Source organism: Streptomyces sp. NPDC051243 (assembly GCF_044455405.1).
Classification (GTDB): domain Bacteria; phylum Actinomycetota; class Actinomycetes; order Streptomycetales; family Streptomycetaceae; genus Streptomyces.
Genome location: NZ_JBITES010000005.1, coordinates 296,713 through 312,314, shown reverse-complemented (window position 1 = coordinate 312,314; position 15,602 = coordinate 296,713). Strand labels below are relative to the sequence as shown.

12 protein-coding genes are annotated in these 15,602 nt (G+C 72.3%); 5 read left to right on the top strand and 7 right to left on the bottom strand.

Annotation, left to right across the window (positions count from 1 at the left end):
* Positions 1 to 12 precede the first annotated feature (12 nt).
* The 6 genes from ACIBAG_RS15220 to ACIBAG_RS15195 form a co-directional block, all read right to left on the bottom strand.
* Entirely contained in the window at positions 13 to 2,724 is a 2,712-nt protein-coding gene (locus tag ACIBAG_RS15220; protein WP_399105018.1) for a GNAT family N-acetyltransferase, read from the bottom strand.
* A 187-nt stretch (positions 2,725 to 2,911) separates the two neighbouring features.
* A complete protein-coding gene (locus ACIBAG_RS15215) occupies positions 2,912 to 5,293 on the bottom strand; it encodes a phosphoketolase (RefSeq protein WP_399105016.1) in 2,382 nt (793 codons plus the stop codon).
* A 211-nt stretch (positions 5,294 to 5,504) separates the two neighbouring features.
* The gene (locus tag ACIBAG_RS15210; RefSeq protein WP_399105014.1) at positions 5,505 to 6,377 is read right to left on the bottom strand and encodes a universal stress protein; all 873 of its coding nucleotides are present in this window, start codon (positions 6,375 to 6,377) and stop codon (positions 5,505 to 5,507) included.
* 5 nt (positions 6,378 to 6,382) lie between these two features.
* The gene (locus tag ACIBAG_RS15205; RefSeq protein ID WP_399105012.1) at positions 6,383 to 7,405 is read right to left on the bottom strand and encodes a zinc-dependent alcohol dehydrogenase; all 1,023 of its coding nucleotides are present in this window, start codon (positions 7,403 to 7,405) and stop codon (positions 6,383 to 6,385) included.
* A 36-nt stretch (positions 7,406 to 7,441) separates the two neighbouring features.
* Positions 7,442 to 8,347, bottom strand: a complete 906-nt coding sequence (locus tag ACIBAG_RS15200; protein ID WP_399105010.1) for a universal stress protein — start codon at positions 8,345 to 8,347, stop codon at positions 7,442 to 7,444.
* A 110-nt stretch (positions 8,348 to 8,457) separates the two neighbouring features.
* A complete protein-coding gene (locus tag ACIBAG_RS15195) occupies positions 8,458 to 9,066 on the bottom strand; it encodes a hypothetical protein (RefSeq protein WP_399105008.1) in 609 nt (202 codons plus the stop codon).
* Positions 9,067 to 9,272: 206 nt separating this feature from the next.
* Here ACIBAG_RS15195 and ACIBAG_RS15190 point away from each other — a divergent pair, with 206 nt between their 5' ends.
* Complete coding sequence (locus ACIBAG_RS15190) at positions 9,273 to 11,015, top strand: SulP family inorganic anion transporter (RefSeq protein ID WP_399105006.1); 1,743 nt, start codon at positions 9,273 to 9,275, stop codon at positions 11,013 to 11,015.
* Between the two features lie 7 nt (positions 11,016 to 11,022).
* Here ACIBAG_RS15190 and ACIBAG_RS15185 read toward each other — a convergent pair whose 3' ends face one another.
* Positions 11,023 to 11,946 carry a carbamate kinase gene (locus ACIBAG_RS15185; protein ID WP_399105004.1) on the bottom strand — a complete coding sequence of 308 codons (924 nt, stop codon included), beginning with the start codon at positions 11,944 to 11,946 and terminating at the stop codon, positions 11,023 to 11,025.
* 238 nt (positions 11,947 to 12,184) lie between these two features.
* Between ACIBAG_RS15185 and ACIBAG_RS15180 the strand changes: the two genes are divergently transcribed.
* The 4 genes from ACIBAG_RS15180 (at position 12,185) to ACIBAG_RS15165 (ending at position 15,556) form a co-directional block, all read left to right on the top strand.
* On the top strand, positions 12,185 to 12,649 hold the full coding sequence (locus ACIBAG_RS15180; protein ID WP_399105002.1) for a cyclic nucleotide-binding domain-containing protein: 465 nt from the start codon (positions 12,185 to 12,187) through the stop codon (positions 12,647 to 12,649).
* 57 nt (positions 12,650 to 12,706) lie between these two features.
* The gene (locus ACIBAG_RS15175; protein ID WP_399105000.1) at positions 12,707 to 13,363 is read left to right on the top strand and encodes a CBS domain-containing protein; all 657 of its coding nucleotides are present in this window, start codon (positions 12,707 to 12,709) and stop codon (positions 13,361 to 13,363) included.
* A gap of 246 nt (positions 13,364 to 13,609) precedes the next feature.
* Positions 13,610 to 14,314 (top strand): response regulator, encoded by a 705-nt coding sequence (locus ACIBAG_RS15170; RefSeq protein ID WP_399104998.1) that lies wholly within the window; start codon positions 13,610 to 13,612, stop codon positions 14,312 to 14,314.
* A 243-nt stretch (positions 14,315 to 14,557) separates the two neighbouring features.
* Positions 14,558 to 15,556 (top strand): Acg family FMN-binding oxidoreductase, encoded by a 999-nt coding sequence (locus ACIBAG_RS15165; protein WP_399104996.1) that lies wholly within the window; start codon positions 14,558 to 14,560, stop codon positions 15,554 to 15,556.
* Positions 15,557 to 15,602: the final 46 nt, after the last annotated feature.

Genomic DNA, 15,602 nt, shown 5'->3' with positions numbered 1-15,602 from the left:
GGTTGTCCCTCCTCAGCGGAGTCGGCGCAGATACGGATCCTGGGGCCTGCGGGGCAGCAGACGTACGCGCGCATCGAGCACGGTGACTCCGCCCGGTGTCGCGAGAACGGGGTTGAAGTCGGCCTCTGCCAGCTGCGGCAGGTCGCTCGCCATGCGGGACAGCCGCAGCAGCAGTTGTTCGAGGCTCTGGAGGTCGACGGGCCGGGCGCCTCCCCCAGAGGGGGTACCCCCAGCGCCGAGCAGGAGCGGGGCGCAGCGCGGGGCCGTGATCAGGTCGTGGACGTCGTGGTCGGTGAGCGGGGCGAGCCGGGCCGCGTGGTCGGCGAGGATCTCCGTCGCGGTGCCGCCGAGCCCGAACAGGACGAGGGGGCCGAAGACCTGGTCCTGGACAACGCCGGCGAACAGCTCGGTGCCGCGGTCGGCGAGTGGCTGGATGACGACGCCCTCCAGCAGGGCGGCGAACCGGGTCTCCAGGTCCCGGAAGGCGGCGCGGACCTGGTGGTCGCCCCTCAGGTCGAGATGGACGGCGTGTTCGGCGGTCTTGTGCACCAGTCCCGGCCAGTGCCCCTTCATCACGACCCGGCCGTCGGCACCGCGCAGCCGGTCGGCGGCGAGGACGGCGTCGTCCTCGGTGTCCGCCCAGGCCCAGGCGAGCTGGGGAATGCCGTAGCAGCCGAGGAGTTCGGCGCACTCGCGTGGGTCCAGCCAGCCGCCGTCGGGGTGCCGGTCGAGATAGGCGTCGACGACGGCGTGGGCGCGCTGCGTCTCGACTCCGTCGAGGTCGGGGACGGTCCCGGCCGGCCGGGCGAGCCAAGCGGTGCGGCGGGCCGCGTGGGCCAGCGCCCGGGCAGCCGCATGGGGTTCGGCGTAGGAGGGAATGGTGCTGTCCTCGACGGCGGGCAACAGCTCGACGGGCAGGCCCTGTTCGAGCCGTACCGCGACGATCGGCTTGGGATGACGGCCGGGCGCGCCGGTGATGGCCCGCACGAGGTCGTCGCCGGTCGCCGCGGCAACCGCGGTGGGGACGAGAGCCACGAGGACGGCGTCAAAGCCGCCGCTCCGCATCATCCGGTCCACGCAGTCGCCGAGCTGCTCCTCCGTGACGGCGGCGGTGGCGTCGACGGGGTTGCCGACGGCGGCGCCCGCGGGCAGCACGTCGAGCAGGTCGTCAATCAACTCGGGGCCGGGCGCCGGGAGCTGCAGACCGGCCTCGGCACAGGCGTCGGCGGCGAGGACACCCGCTCCCCCGGCGTTGGTCACGATGGCCACGCGGGGTCCTGCGGGCAGCGGCTGGGAGTGCATCAGGGCAGCGGCTTCGAGGAGTTCGCCCACCGAGCGCGTCGCGGTGATGCCTGCCTGGGTGAACAGGGCGCCGCGGGTCATGGTGCGGGTGGCGGCGGCCGCGGTGTGCGAGGCGGCGGCGCGACGGCCGGCCTCGGTGCGGCCGGCGTCGATGGTCAGGACCGGCAGGCGGCGGGTGACGCGGCGGGCGGTACGGGAGAAGGCGCGCGGACTGCCGAAGGACTCCAGGTGCAGCAGCGCGAGGTCGGTGCGGCCGTCGCTCTCCCACCACTGGAGCATGTCGTTGCCGCTGACGTCGTACTTGTCGCCGAGGGAGGCGAAGGAGGAGACGCCGATGCCGAGCCGGGACAGCCCGTCGAGCAGCGCGATGCCGACGCCGCCGGACTGCACGGCGACGCCCGCCGTCCCGGGGCGCGGGTGACCGGCGGCGAACGTGGCATCCAGGCGCAGCTCCGGGTCGGTGTTGGAGATGCCGAGGCAGTTGGGGCCGACGAGGCGCATCCCGTACTCACGGCAGGTGGCCAGCAGGGCCCGGGCCTGGTCGGCGTCCAGGCCGGCGGTGACGACGAGCACGGCGCGTACGCCCGCCTTGCCGCACTCCTCGGCGGTGCCGGGGATCGCGGCGGCGGGTACGGCGAGGACCGCGAGGTCAGGGGTCTTGGGCAGGGCGCCGACCGAGGGGTGGCACGGCACGCCGAGGATCGAGCTCGCGGCGGGGTTCACCGCGAACAGGCGGCCCGTGTAGCCGCCCGCGTGCAGCTGGTGCAGGATCGCCCGGCCGACCGAGCCCGGCTTGCGTCCGGCGCCGACGACGGCGACGGTCCGCGGCCGCAGCAGCGGTTCGAGACTGACGACGTCGGCGGCGCGGCCGCGTTCCTCCACGGCCGTCAGATAGGTGTCGCTCTGGTCGAGGGCGATGGTGCAGCGCACCTCGGGGCCCTCGAAGCGGCGGGCCGTGCGCAGGCCGAGGTCGGCGAAGAGCTTCAGCACCTCGTGGTTCTCGCTGAGCGCGTCGGCGCTGAAGGTGGTGATGCCCGCGGCGCGGGCCGCGGAGACCAGGTGCTCCACGAGCAGGGTGCCGACGCCCCGGTGGTGAAGTCCGTCGGCGACCGCGATGGAGATCTCCGCCGTGTCCCCGGTGCCGCCGCTGTCGTACTCGGCGAGGCCGATCACCCGGCGTGCGGTCTCGGCCAGCAGGGCCCGGTGTCCCGGGTGTGGCTGGGCGCAGGCCCGGTCGGCGGCCGTCGCGGCGGAGCGGCGGCTCGCTGCGAAGAACCTCAGGCGCAGATTCTCCGGGGACATCTCCTCGTACAGCCCCTGCACCTGATCGTGGTCGCCCCGCTGTACGGGGCGGATGCACACGGTGGTGCCGTCCGCGAGCAGGGCGTGGACCGTGGGCCGGCTGAGCGCGTCGTCCGTCATCGCGGAAACTCCTTCGGGTCTTCTGGTTCACTTCGAGCGTCCAGCGGAATTGACGGCGGCCACAGGGGCTGACCGGGCGGTCCGGGTGGGCCGGTCGGCCCTCATGGAAGGCCGGGGATCAGGCGGTCCGGCCCCCTCTCGACGCAGGGGCATCAGGCATGCCAGGCTCGCCGGGACCAGAGCCCAGTCAGGCGGTCCAGGCCCACTCCGCGATCTCCGGCAGGTCGGTGCCGTGCTCGCGGATCCAGTCGTGGTGGCGGGTGCGGGCGTCGGCCATCTGCTGGCGTACGGCGGCGGCCCGCACCGCGAGACCGGGGACCCGGTCGATGACGTCCATGACGAGGCGGTAGCGGTCGAGGTCGTTGCGGACGACCATGTCGAACGGTGTGGTCGTCGTGCCGGACTCCTTGTAGCCGCGCACGTGCAGGTTCGGGTGGCCGGTGCGGCGGTAGGCGAGCCGGTGGATCAGCCACGGGTAGCCGTGGTAGGCGAAGATCACCGGCCTGTCCTGGGTGAACAGGCCGTCGTACTCGAAGTCGCTCATCCCGTGCGGATGCTCTTCGCGCGGCATCAAGCGGGTCATGTCGACGACGTTCACCACGCGGACCGCCAGCTCCGGCAGGTGGCGGCGGAGCAGTTGGGCGGCGGCCAGGACCTCCTGGGTGGGCACGTCGCCGGCGCAGGCGAGGACGACGTCCGGTTCGCCGCCGTTCTCCGTGCCGGCCCAGTCCCAGATGCCGGCCCCGCGCGCGCAGTGGGCGCGGGCGGCGTCCATGGACAGCCAGTCGAAACAGGGCTGCTTGCCTGCCACGATCACATTGACGTAGTCACGGCTGCGCAGGGCATGGTCGGCGACGGAGAGGAGCGTGTTGGCGTCCGGCGGCAGATAGACCCGTACGACTTCGGGGCTCTTGTTCAGGACGTGGTCGACGAAGCCGGGGTCCTGGTGGGAGAACCCGTTGTGGTCCTGGCGCCAGACGTGCGACGTGAGCAGGTAGTTCAGGGAGGCGATCGGGGCGCGCCACGACAGCTCCCTCGACGTCTTCAGCCACTTGATGTGCTGGTTGACCATGGAGTCCACGATGTGGACGAATGCCTCGTAGCAGGAGAACAGCCCGTGCCTGCCGGTGAGGAGATAGCCCTCCAGCCAGCCCTGGCAGGTGTGCTCGGAGAGGATCTCCAGCACGCGGCCGTGCCGGTCCAGGTGCTCGTCGACGGGGAGGGTGCCTGCTTGCCAGGCCTTTCCGCTGGCGCCGAAGACGGCCTGGAGACGGTTGGAGGCGGTCTCGTCCGGGCCGACGACCCGGAAGTCCCGGCGGGAGCGGGTGTCGTTCATGACCTGTTCCAGGAGGTCGCCGAGGACGCGGGTCGGCTCGTGCAGGGTCGTGCCCGGCTTGTCGACGGGTACGGCGAAGGAGTCCAGGGAGCGGATGGGCAGGTCGCGGACGAGCAGCCCGCCGTTGGCGTGCGGGGTGGCGCCCAGCCGCCGGGAGCCCTCGGGAACACAGGCGAGGACGTCGGCGACGGGCCGGCCGTCCGGGTGGAACAGCTCCTCCGGCCGGTACGAACGCAGCCATGCCTCCAACTGCCGCAGGTGCTCCGGGTTTTCCCGCACGCCCGCGAGCGGGACCTGGTGGGCGCGCCAAGTGCCCTCGACGGGTACGCCGTCGACCTCGGCGGGGCCGGTCCAGCCCTTGGGAGTGCGCAGGACGATCATGGGCCAGTGCGCGCGCTCGCCGATGCCTTCCTCGCGGGCAGTGCGCTGGAGCAGGGCGATCCGGTCGAGCGCGTCGTCAAGGGCACGGGCCATGGCGCGGTGCACGGTGGCCGGGTCATCGCCTGTGACATGGAGGGGTTCGTGGCCGTATCCCCGCAGCAGCGCATCCAGTTCATGCTCCGGCAGCCGGGACAGCACGGTCGGGTTGGCGATCTTGTAGCCGTTCAGGTGCAGGATCGGCAGGACGGCTCCGTCATGCACCGGGTCGAGGAACTTGTCGGAGTGCCAGGAGGCGGCCAGCGGTCCGGTCTCCGCCTCGCCGTCGCCGATCACGCAGGCGACCAGCAGGTCCGGGTTGTCGAAGGCGGCGCCGTAGGCGTGCGCGAGGGAGTAGCCGAGCTCGCCGCCCTCGTGGATCGACCCCGGCGTCTCCGGCGCCACGTGGCTGGGCACGCCGCCGGGGAAGGAGAACTGCCGGAACAGCCGTCCCATGCCCTCCGCGTCACGCGAGACGTCCGGGTAGGTCTCGCTGTAGCTGCCGTCCAGCCAGGACCCGGCGAGCACCGACGGCCCGCCATGCCCCGGGCCCCACACGCACAGGGCGTCCAGTTCTCGTTTCTTGATCACGCGGTTGAGGTGGGTGTACACGAGGTTCATGCCGGGCGACGTGCCCCAGTGGCCGAGGAGCCGCGGCTTGATGTGCTCCGCCCGCAGCGGCTCCCGCAACAGCGGGTTGGCCAGCAGATAGATCTGTCCGGCAGCCAGGTAGTTGGCGGCCCGCCAGTGGGCGTCCAGGGTGCGCAGCTCGTCGTCGGTCAGAAGGGTGCTGTCCTGGTGTTCGAGCTCGGGCATCGGTGACTCCGAAAGTCGTCGAGTGCGTCGTCGACGGAGGTCGACGGTCGGTGGGAGGCCACATGGCCGGTCGGAAGGCCGACAAGACGCGGCGGCGGGGACATTGCGGGCAAGGGCGGCACCACCGAAGGGGTCACCGAGCACCTCAACCCGCGGGTGGCACGCATCGGCCCTGCCGAGGCAGACCGCGTCTCCGAGCCGGGCACGGCGCTCACGCCTGCTGCGGTACGACGGCGACCGGGCAGGCTGAGTGGTGCAATGCCGCGTGGGCGACGCGGCCGAGCTGGAGCCCGAGGTGTCCGGCGCGGCGCTTGGCGCCAACGATCAGGAGGTCGGCGCCGTGCGAGGCGTCCACCAGCACGCGGCGGGCGTGGCCCTCGACGGTACGACGGTGCAGCTCCACGTCCGCCGGGGCATCGCTCAGTGCCGCCGATAGGGTCTCCTCGGCGTGCTGCTCGTGCAGCCGGGCGGGTGTGTCGGCCAGCAAGGGGTGGTCGCTCGTCTCGTGCGCAGGACACCGCCAGGCCCGTACGGCCTCCAGGGGGACCCCGCGGCGTCGGGCCTCCTCGTAAGCGAAGCGCACGGCGGCCGAGTCCTCGGCCTCCTCACCGACGCCCACGACGACGCGCCCGTGGACCGGGGGCGTGGCCTGGTTGTCATGGCTGCCGCGCAGCACGATCACCGGGCAGTGGGCGTGCGCGGCGACCGTCAGGCTGACCGAGCCGAGCAACGCCGCGGCGAGGCCACTGCGGCCGCGGTTGCCGACTACCAGCGCGGAGGCGTTCCGGCTCTCCCTCACCAGGGCGTACTCAGGCTCTTCGAACACCACATCGGCCGTCACCTTCAGATCGGGGTGCCGGGCTTGAGCCCGTCGGACAGCGGCACCGGTGATCTCCTGGGGCAGCGCCTGCGTGGAGGGCTTGCCGAGGTCCTTGGCCAGCGCGGCACCCTCATAGCGCTCCCAGAGGCAGGCGTACACCACCCGTAGGGGCACGCCTCGCAGCGCGGCCTCGTCGGACGCCCAGTCCGTGGCGCGCAGGCTGGGCTCGGAGCCGTCCACGCCGACCACGATCGACAGGTCCACCGCCCTCACCGCCCCGCGCCGAGGTCGAACACGATGCGAGCCTTGACCTGCCCGCGCAGGACGTCCTCGATGGACTCGTTGACGGAGTCGAGCGGGCGGGTCTCGCAGATGACACGGGTGCGGCCGGCCGCGTGCAGTTGGAAGACCTCGGCGAGATCCTGCCGGGTGCCGACGATCGAACCGATCACGCTCGTCCCGTTCAGGACCGTCTCGAAGATCGGGACGTGCACGGTGCCGTGGGCGGGCAGGGCGACCATGACGAGCTTGCCGCCGCGTCGCAGCCCCGAGTTGATGGCTGCGAACGCGTCCTCGTTCACGGCGAGGGCGATGGCCGCGTGGGCGCCGCCGTACCGCTTGAGCACCTCGCCGACGTCGTGCTTGCGGGCGTCGATCACGAGGTCGGCGCCGAGTTCGGCGGCGAGTTCCAGCTTCTCGTCGGTCACGTCGATGGCCGCGACGGTGGCCCCGGCGATCTTCGCGTACTGCACGGCCAGGTGACCGAGCCCGCCGATCCCGGAGATCGCGACAAGCTGGGTCGGCCGCACGTCGGCGACCTTGAGTGCCTTGTACGTGGTGACGCCGGCGCAGGTCAGCGGGGCGGCGTCGACGGCGGTGACACCCTTCGGTACCGGTTGGGCGAAGTCGGCCCAGGCGAGCATCTTCTCGGCGTATCCGCCGTCGCACCCGTAGCCGGTGTTGATCTGCTGCTCGCACAGCGTCTCCCAGCCGGACAGGCAGTGCTCACACCGCCCGCAGGCCTTCCCGAGCCACGGCACGGCGACCCGCTGTCCGACGCCGAGGTGGGTGACGCCGTCGCCGAGCTTCTCGACGAGGCCGACACCCTCATGGCCGGGCACGAAGGGCGGGTTGGGCTTGACGGGCCAGTCGCCGTGGGCGGCGTGGATGTCGGTGTGGCACAGCCCGGAGGCCTCGACGCGAATGCGGACCTGGCCGGGGCCGGGTTCCGGGTCGGGGCGGTCCTCGATGACCAGGGGCTCGCCGAAGGCTCGGACGACCGCTGCCTTCATTGGGTCAACTCCTCACAAGGGGATGAGAGATAGAGGTCAGTTGTGGGCAACGACCGCGGCGGGGGCCGTGGCGTGGTGCAGGACGGCATGGGTGACGGGGCCGATGTGAGCGCCGATCGGGCTGCGGCGGATGCGACGGCCGACGACGACCAGGCAGGCCTCGCGGGAGGCGTCCACCAACCGGATGGCGGGACTGCCGGACGGGGTCTCCTCGGTTACCTCGACGCTCGGGTACTTCAGGCGCCAGGGCCGCAGGGCTTCCGCCAGGGCGGCGGCCTGCTGCCGGGCGATCTCGTCGTGCAGCTGGGTGTCGGCGGAGAGGCCGTAGACGTAGTACGGGGGCAGGTTCCAGCCGTGGATCACCCGCAGGCCTGTCTCACGGCGGGCGGCCTCCTCGAAGGCGAACTCGATCACCGCGTCGTCGGGGCTCGCCGCGTCGAGGCCGAGAACGACGGGCCGGTAGGGCGTGGCGGCGGACGGGATGCCCACCGAGTCCGGCTCGTGCTCGTCCGCGGCCTGTTCTCCGGCTCGGACGAGGACGACGGGCCGCTCGACGTGCGCCACGACGGAGAGGCCGACCGATCCGACCATGAACCCGCCGAACCCACTGAGTCCGCGCGAGCCGAGGACCAGCAGTTCCGCGTCCGCGGCCGCCTTGACCAAGGTGTCGGCCGACCCTCCGGTCAGGTGCTCGGTGGTCACCTCGACCCCGGGGTGGCGCAGCCTGATCCCCTCGGCTGCCTCGCGTGGCACCCGCTCGCTCCAGTGCTGCTGGGTTTCGACACCGAGGAGCGGGGCCTGTGCCATGGGTTCCGGAACGGGCTCCCAGACATGGACGATCTTCAACGGCAGGCCGCGCAGCTTCGCCTCGCGGGCCGCCCACTCGGCCGCGGCCCGGCTTTCGGACGAGCCGTCGAGGCCTACGACAACAGTGCGGATCATGGTTCTGCCTCCTGATCGGGGATCTGTCACCAGCGTCGTGTCTGGCGTGTCGCTGCTGCAGGGGCCGCTGGTCCCCGGCCGGGACCGACCGGCCCAACAGCCCCTCTCCTTCACCGCAGCCAGGGGTGGCGTTCGACGATGGGAAGTCGCGCCCATGCCTTGCCGAGTCCCCAGACCGCGCCTGCGCCAACGGCGGCCAGAGCGATCAGGACGACGGCGTATACGACGTGGTACTCGGCGAACGGGTTGGTCGACATGCTCGGCGACCCGTCGGACAGATGCTTGGCCGGCGGCCATTCCGCGATCCACATCAGCGCCATCATGAGCGTGCCCGCGACTGCGGCCGGGCGCAGACCGATGCCCAGGATCAGCGCCACGCCGATACCAAGCAGGCCGAGCATGAACAGCCAGTCCGCCCAGGTGTCCCCGGCCCAGTCGTGGAACGTCGACTTCATCGGACCGGCCGCGACCCCACTGAGGAAGCCCTTGGTGGGCGAGCCTCCGTCGATCCAGCCGTTGCCGGACTGGGTGGCGTACCCGAAGCCGAACGTCTTGTCGAGGAACGCCCACAGGAAGATGAACCCGGTCAGCAGCCGCAGACCGGCGAAGACATAGGCGCTCGTCGCCGTGGCATCGGCCGCCGCCTCGGCCGTCCGGGCCCTGTGCAGGGACGGGAGACGGAATCCCAGGTGCCGGTGCGGTTGATCGTGAACTGCCATGGCCTTCATCCCCCTCGGGACGGATTCTTGTTGACACCGTCCACTGTCGTGGCGCGGACATGCCGTCGCCCGGTGCCGAAAGTCAGCGTCCGTGGGGCTGAACGGCCCCTTCCTCAGGGCCTGTCGGCCACCGAACCTGAAACGCGCGGACGTGCCGGTCAGGGCGATCGCGACGGATCCTGAAGGCAGTCGGCGAAAGGAACCCCATGTCCTACGGCTCGGGCGGGCACGTCTCGGGGTGGCACCGCCTGATGCCCACGATCCGCCGTCTGGCCCCCGGGGTCACCGCCCTCGCCGGCTACCGCCGCTCATGGCTGCGCGGCGACCTGCTCGCCGGTGTCACCGTGGCGGCGTATCTCGTGCCGCAGGTGATGGCATACGCGGGTGTGGCCGGCCTGCCGCCCGTCGCCGGGCTGTGGGCGATCCTGCCCGCCCTCGGTCTGTACGCCCTGCTGGGCTCGTCCCGGCTGCTGTCGGTCGGCCCCGAGTCGACGACCGCGCTGATGACGGCGACCGTGGTGGCCCCCCTGGCCGGCGCGGACCCCGAGCGTTATGCCTCGCTGGCCGCCGCCCTCGCCGTGACGGTCGGCCTGCTGTGCCTGGCGGCCCGGGTGCTGCGTCTGGGCTTCGTCGCCGACCTGCTGTCCCGCCCGGTCCTGATCGGTTATCTGGCGGGCGTGGCCCTGATCATGATCGTGGATCAGCTGCCCAAGCTCACCGGCGTGGACACGGAGGGCTCGGAATTCTTCCCGCAACTGTGGTCATTCGTACGGCACTTGGCGCAGGCGCAGCCGGCGACGGTAGCCTTCGCCGCGATCACGATCGCGTTCCTGTTCACCTCGGCGTGGCTGCTGCGGGCCGTGCCGGGTCCCTTGCTGGCGGTGGTGCTGGGCACCGCGGCCGTGGCCGCCTTCGATCTCGACGACAGATACGGAATCAAGGTCATCGGCGAGGTCCCGGCCGGGCTGCCGTCCGTGGCGGCGCCCGACCTGAGCAGGCTGCCGCAGCTGGTGCTGCCCGCGCTGGGTGTTCTGCTCGTCGCCTACACGGACTTCATCCTCACCGCACGCGCGTTCGCTGGACGAGCGGATCGCGACGACGAGGACGGCCGCCTCGACGCCGACCAGGAGTTCCTGGCGCTGGGTGCGAGCAATCTCGGCGCCGGCTGGCTGCAGGGCTTCCCCGTGAGCAGCAGTGCCAGCCGCACCGCGCTCGCCTCCTCGGCGGGCGCCCGCAGCCAGGCGTACTCCTTGGTGGCGGGCGTGGCGGTGCTCGCCGTGCTGCTGTTCCTCAGCCCGCTGCTGACCCGCACGCCGTCGGCTGTGCTGGGCGCGTTGGTGGTGTACGCGGCGGTCCGGATGATGGACCTTGCGGGCTTCGCCCGGCTGGCCGCCTTCCGGCGGCGGGAACTGCTGCTGGCGGTCGGCTGCCTGGTCGGCGTGCTCACCCTGGATCTGCTGTACGGCGTGCTGGTCGCCGTGGGGCTGTCCGTGGCCGAACTGCTGAGCCGGGTGGCCCGGCCGCACGACGCCGTCGAGGGGCTGGTCCCCGGAGTGGCCGGTATGCACGACGTCGACGACTATCCGCAAGCCCGCACCATCCCCGGACTGCTCGTCTACCGCTACGACTCACCGCTCTTCTTCGCCAACGCCGAGGACTTCCACCGCCGCGCCCTCGCCGCCGTCGACGAACAGAGCGGCCCAGTCCTCTGGTTCGTCCTCAACACCGAGGCCAATGTGGAGGTCGACATCACCGCCCTGGACGCGGTCGACGACTTGCGCCGCGAGCTGACCCGCCGGGGCATCGTCTTCGCCCTGGCCCGGGTGAAGCAGGATCTCCTGGACGACCTGGCGGCGTACGGGCTCGCGGACTCGGTGGGCCAGGAGCTCATCTTCCCGACGCTGCCGACTGCCGTGGCGGCGTACCGGAAGTGGTGCCGGGAAAGGTGACCGTGAGTCAGGCGACCGGCAGATCTGGGCGCACGAGTGTGCCGGAACGGCCGTGCACGATCTCGTACGCCGCGTCCAGTGCCCCGATCGCTGCGAGCTGGCCGGTGTTCTCCACGAACAGGGCGGCGGCCTCGGCCTTGGGGCCCATCGACTCGTGCGGGTAGTGAGCGTCGCGCAGTTCGGCGGGCGTGGCGTCGAGGACGGGCCGCTGGTCGGGGGTGCCGTAGCCGGCGTAGACGTTCGGCACGTCGGTCAGCACGAGCAGGAAGTCCGCCTTCAGGTCCTCTGCCAGCCGGGCGGCCGCCAGGTCCTTGTCCACGACGGCCTCCACGCCGTGCAGGGCTCCGGTGGCCCAGTCGGCGACGACGGGGACGCCTCCACCGCCCGCGCACACCACCACGGTCCCCGCCTCCACCAGCGCCCGGACGGTGTCGATCTCCAGGATCCGCTCGGGCGAGGGCGCGGGGACCAGGCGCCGCCAGCCGTGGCGGTCCTCGGCCATGTGCCAGCCGTACCTCGCCGCCAGGAACCGGGCCGGCTTCTCGGGATAGATGGGCCCGACCAGCTCTGTGGGATCTTCGAAGGCGGGGTCGTCGGCGCGTACCCGGGTGTGCGTGAGGAGCGTGACGACCCTGCGTCCGGGCAGCACGTCGCGCAGAGTGCACACCAGGAGGGTGCCGATCATGCCCTGGGTCTGGGCGCCGAGCAGATCCAACGGGTAGGGGGCGGTGAGGGCCGCGTCGGCCGTGCTCTGGGCGGCGAGGAGGTCGAGCTGGGGTGCGTTGCCGTACGTGAGGACGAGGTCGTGGTCGTGGGCCAAGGCGGCGATCGCGGTGGCGACGCGGACGATGTTGGTGCGCTGGATGTCCGCGTCGGGGCGCTCACCGCGGTGCAGCAGCGCGTTGCCGCCGAGGGTGACGACGATGCGCATGATTTCCGCCCCTCTCCTCGCCTCTCTCCGTGGCATCTGCTCTCTCCGTGCCGGCTTCGCCGAGTGGCTCCCCCTGCCCCATCATCGAACGACGGTCTGCCCGGCCGCACAGGGTGCCGAAGGGCTCCTGCGGGCCGCCGGGTGGCCCGGTCCTGGGGCCGGGTGGCCCATGGTTCCGGCGGTCGCGCGTGCTCACGCTGGTGGTGGTAGCTCCGTACGCCCGACCTGGAGGCACGCCATGAACGCACCCGCATCGACGAGCATGCCGCGGGCGCTGCCTGCCGAGCACCGGGAACGGCTGCTGCGGATCGCCCGGGAGGTGTCGTTCCCGCAGGGCGCCCGGCTCTTCGAGGAGGGCGGGCACGCCGACCGGTTCTGGATCATCCGGACCGGTACGGTCGACCTCGACATGCGTGTGCCCGGCCGCCGGGCCGCCGTCATCGACTCGCTCGGCCACAACGAACTCCTCGGCTGGTCCTGGCTGTACCCACCGCACGTCTGGCACCTGGGTGCGGAAGCGGCCTCGCCGCTGCGAGCGTACGAGTTCGACGCCGGCGCGGTGCAGGCGACGTGCCAGAGCGACCCCGAGTTCGGCCGGAGCATCGCCCGGTGGGTGGGCGAGGTCGTGGCCCACCGGTTGCAGGCTGCCCGTGTCCGGTTGCTGGACCTGTACGCCCCGTACGGCAGCGGGACCGTGCGCTGACCGCGCTCGGGCCCGCGCCGTACGGACCGGATCGTTCGAGGAGTTCGAGGAGTCATCGTGCCCGGAGCCCCGCACATCGTGCGTGACGTGATGACGCGTGACGTCGCCGTCGTCGGCCGCGACGCCGTGTTCAAGGACATCGTGCGGACTCTGCAGGACCGCAAGGTCAGCGCGCTGCCCGTGGTGGACGGCGGCGGCCGGGTCCTCGGGGTCGTCTCCGAGGCCGATCTGCTGCCCAAGGAGGAGTTCCGGGACAGCGACCCCGACCGGTACACGCAGCTGCGCCGCCTGTCCGACCTGGCGAAGGCCGGTTCGGTGACCGCGGGAGAGCTGATGACCCGTCCCGCCCTCACCGTCGCGGCCGACACAACGCTCGCACAGGCCGCCCGGACCATGGCGCGGGCCAGGGTCAAGCGCCTGCCCGTGGTCGACGCGGACGGACGCCTGGAGGGTGTCGTCAGCCGGGTCGACCTGCTGAAGGTGTTTCTGCGGGACGACGAGGAGATCGCGGAGGAGGTGCGGCGGGAGGTCGTGGCCTACCTCTTCCCGGTTCCTGGATCGGCGGTACGCGTCGAGGTCCTCGACGGCGTCGTGCGTCTGGGCGGCCGGATCAGGGACACATCGCTGGTACCGGTGGCGGCACGGCTGGTGCGGGCGGTGGAGGGGGTTGTGGACGTGGTGTTCGAGCTGGACGGGCAGGACACCTCGGCGTGAGGCCGTGCGCCGCACGCGTTCCCCGTCCGGCGCACCCCTGAGGGGCAGAATGGAAGACGAACACCGGCAGCAAGGTCTCACCACACGCACCACCGTCAGCGGCCGACGCCGGTGCGAAGGGTCCGGTCAGGGCGCGTCAAGGGAACGAGTTGGGCCGATCGGCCCTAGTGGCCGAGACCCTGGCGCGTGATGATCGTCGTCAGGACGGCCCGCAGGTCCGTCACACCCGGGGAAGCAGGGGTCCACATGACCGAGGCACGCACCTTCACCGCGCAGGACCCGATCCGCGTCTTCCTGCTGGACGACCACGAAGTCGTCCGGCGCGGGCTGTCCGACCTGCTGGACGCCGAGCCGGACATCTCTGTCGTCGGTGACGCGGAGAACGTCGAGCACGCGCTGGTCCGGGCCCCGGCCGTCCGCCCGCACGTGGCCGTGCTGGACGTACGTCTCCCGGACGGCGACGGCATCTCCGTCTGTCGCGAGCTGCGCAGCCGGATGCCGGAGCTGGCCTGTCTGATGCTGACGTCGTTCGACGACGAGGACGCCCTGCTCGACGCCATCATGGCCGGGGCGTCCGGCTATGTGCTCAAGCAGATCCGCGGGTCGGACCTGGTGTCGGCGGTGCGGACGGTCGCCTCGGGGCAGTCCATGCTCGACCCCGCGACGACGGCCCGGCTGATGCGCTCCCTGCGCACCGAACCCGCCGAGGCGCCGACCGAAGCGCCGGAGCTCGCGGGGCTGTCCCCGCGCGAGCGGGAGATCCTCGCGCTGATCGGAGACGGTCTCACCAACCGCGAGATCGGCCAGAAGCTGTACCTGTCGGAGAAGACGGTCAAGAACCACATCTCGCGGCTCCTGGCCAAGCTGGGCGTCCAGCGACGTGTCCAGGCCGCCGTGCTCGCCACGCACCTGGAGCAGTCCGAGCCGACGGGTGAACGTCCGGCGCAGTGACGGGAGCCGCGGCTGTGCCGTACGCCCGCACGACCCGCACGCCGAACCGGCGCCGATCCGGCGAGCCGTTGAACCGTCCCGGCGCACGTTGATCCGAACCGCGGCCGCCCGGCGGGCCGTTGGGCCCTCCGGCCGCGCTGCCGGGCCGTACGGCCCATGCCCTGTCCCGTGCCGCGCGGGCCACCCTGGGGAGGTCGTCGAGCCGCCCCACCGTCGTTCGGTGCGGGGCGGGGAGGAGCCCTCATGCCCACTGCGGTGCCCGGCATCCCGACCTTGGAGACGCTCGTCTCGGCGGCTTCGGCCGCGCCCTCGATCCACAACACCCAGCCCTGGCGGTTCCGCCTCGATCCGGACGGCGGCGCGCTGGAGATCCGGGCGGCGGCCGAGCGCGGCCTGCGCCATGCCGACCCGTCGGGGCGCGCCCTGCACATGTCCGTGGGCTGCGCGCTGTTCAATCTCCGTGTCGCTGTGGCGCACTTCGGCCGGGAGCCGGTGACCCGGCTGCTGCCCCGCCCCGACGAACCCGGCCTGCTCGCGACCGTACGGCTGGGCGGCCCGGCCCGCTTTTCGACGGCCCCTCATCTGTACGACGCCCTGTGGCGCCGGCGCAGCAGCCGGCTGCCGTTCTCCGACCGGCCTCTCCCCGGCTCCGTACTGGGCGAGCTCGCCGAGGCCGCTCACACCGAGGGTGCCGTGCTCGGCCGGCCCGAGCCCGACGCCGTCGACCGGCTGCTGCGGCTGTCGTGGGAGGGGGAGCAGCGCACCTCGGCCGACCCGGACCGGTCCGCGGAGAGCCGCCGCTGGGTCCGGGCACCGGACCACACCGGGCTCGGCATTCCGCCGACGGCCGTCGGAGCTCAGGACTACCGCGACCACATCCCCATGCGGGACTTCGCCGCCCACCGCCACTCGGGCGCCCTGTCCGCCCGCCCCTTCGAGGCCCGGCCGACGATCGCGGTGCTGTCCACCCCGCACGACCGGCGCGCGGACTGGCTGCGCGCCGGGCAGGCCCTGGAACGCGTCCTGCTGGTGGCGACTGCCCACGGCGTCCGGGCGTCACTGCTGCATCAGGCGCTGGAGTGGCCCGACCTGCGCGAGCAGCTCGTGTCCGCGCCGCACGACGACCGGCGGGCCCACGCCCAGATGGTGATCCGGCTGGGCTACGGCCCGATGGGTCCGCCGACACCGCGGTGTACGGTGTCGCAGGCATGGGAGGACGACGTACTGCCGATTCTCCGCTGAGCAGAGGGTGCTGAGCCGGCCACCGGCGCCGAGCGGGGGGCGCTGG

What these genes read in the sequence shown, in the direction of transcription:
- ACIBAG_RS15220 (WP_399105018.1), bottom strand. Translation starts at nt 2,724, where the DNA reads ATGACGGACGACGCGCTCAGCCGGCCCACGGTCCACGCCCTGCTCGCG.
- ACIBAG_RS15215 (WP_399105016.1), bottom strand. Translation starts at nt 5,293, where the DNA reads ATGCCCGAGCTCGAACACCAGGACAGCACCCTTCTGACCGACGACGAG.
- ACIBAG_RS15205 (WP_399105012.1), bottom strand. Translation starts at nt 7,405, where the DNA reads ATGAAGGCAGCGGTCGTCCGAGCCTTCGGCGAGCCCCTGGTCATCGAG.
- ACIBAG_RS15200 (WP_399105010.1), bottom strand. Translation starts at nt 8,347, where the DNA reads ATGATCCGCACTGTTGTCGTAGGCCTCGACGGCTCGTCCGAAAGCCGG.
- ACIBAG_RS15195 (WP_399105008.1), bottom strand. Translation starts at nt 9,066, where the DNA reads ATGGCAGTTCACGATCAACCGCACCGGCACCTGGGATTCCGTCTCCCG.
- ACIBAG_RS15190 (WP_399105006.1), top strand. Translation starts at nt 9,273, where the DNA reads ATGTCCTACGGCTCGGGCGGGCACGTCTCGGGGTGGCACCGCCTGATG.
- ACIBAG_RS15185 (WP_399105004.1), bottom strand. Translation starts at nt 11,946, where the DNA reads ATGCGCATCGTCGTCACCCTCGGCGGCAACGCGCTGCTGCACCGCGGT.
- ACIBAG_RS15180 (WP_399105002.1), top strand. Translation starts at nt 12,185, where the DNA reads ATGAACGCACCCGCATCGACGAGCATGCCGCGGGCGCTGCCTGCCGAG.
- ACIBAG_RS15170 (WP_399104998.1), top strand. Translation starts at nt 13,610, where the DNA reads ATGACCGAGGCACGCACCTTCACCGCGCAGGACCCGATCCGCGTCTTC.
- ACIBAG_RS15165 (WP_399104996.1), top strand. Translation starts at nt 14,558, where the DNA reads ATGCCCACTGCGGTGCCCGGCATCCCGACCTTGGAGACGCTCGTCTCG.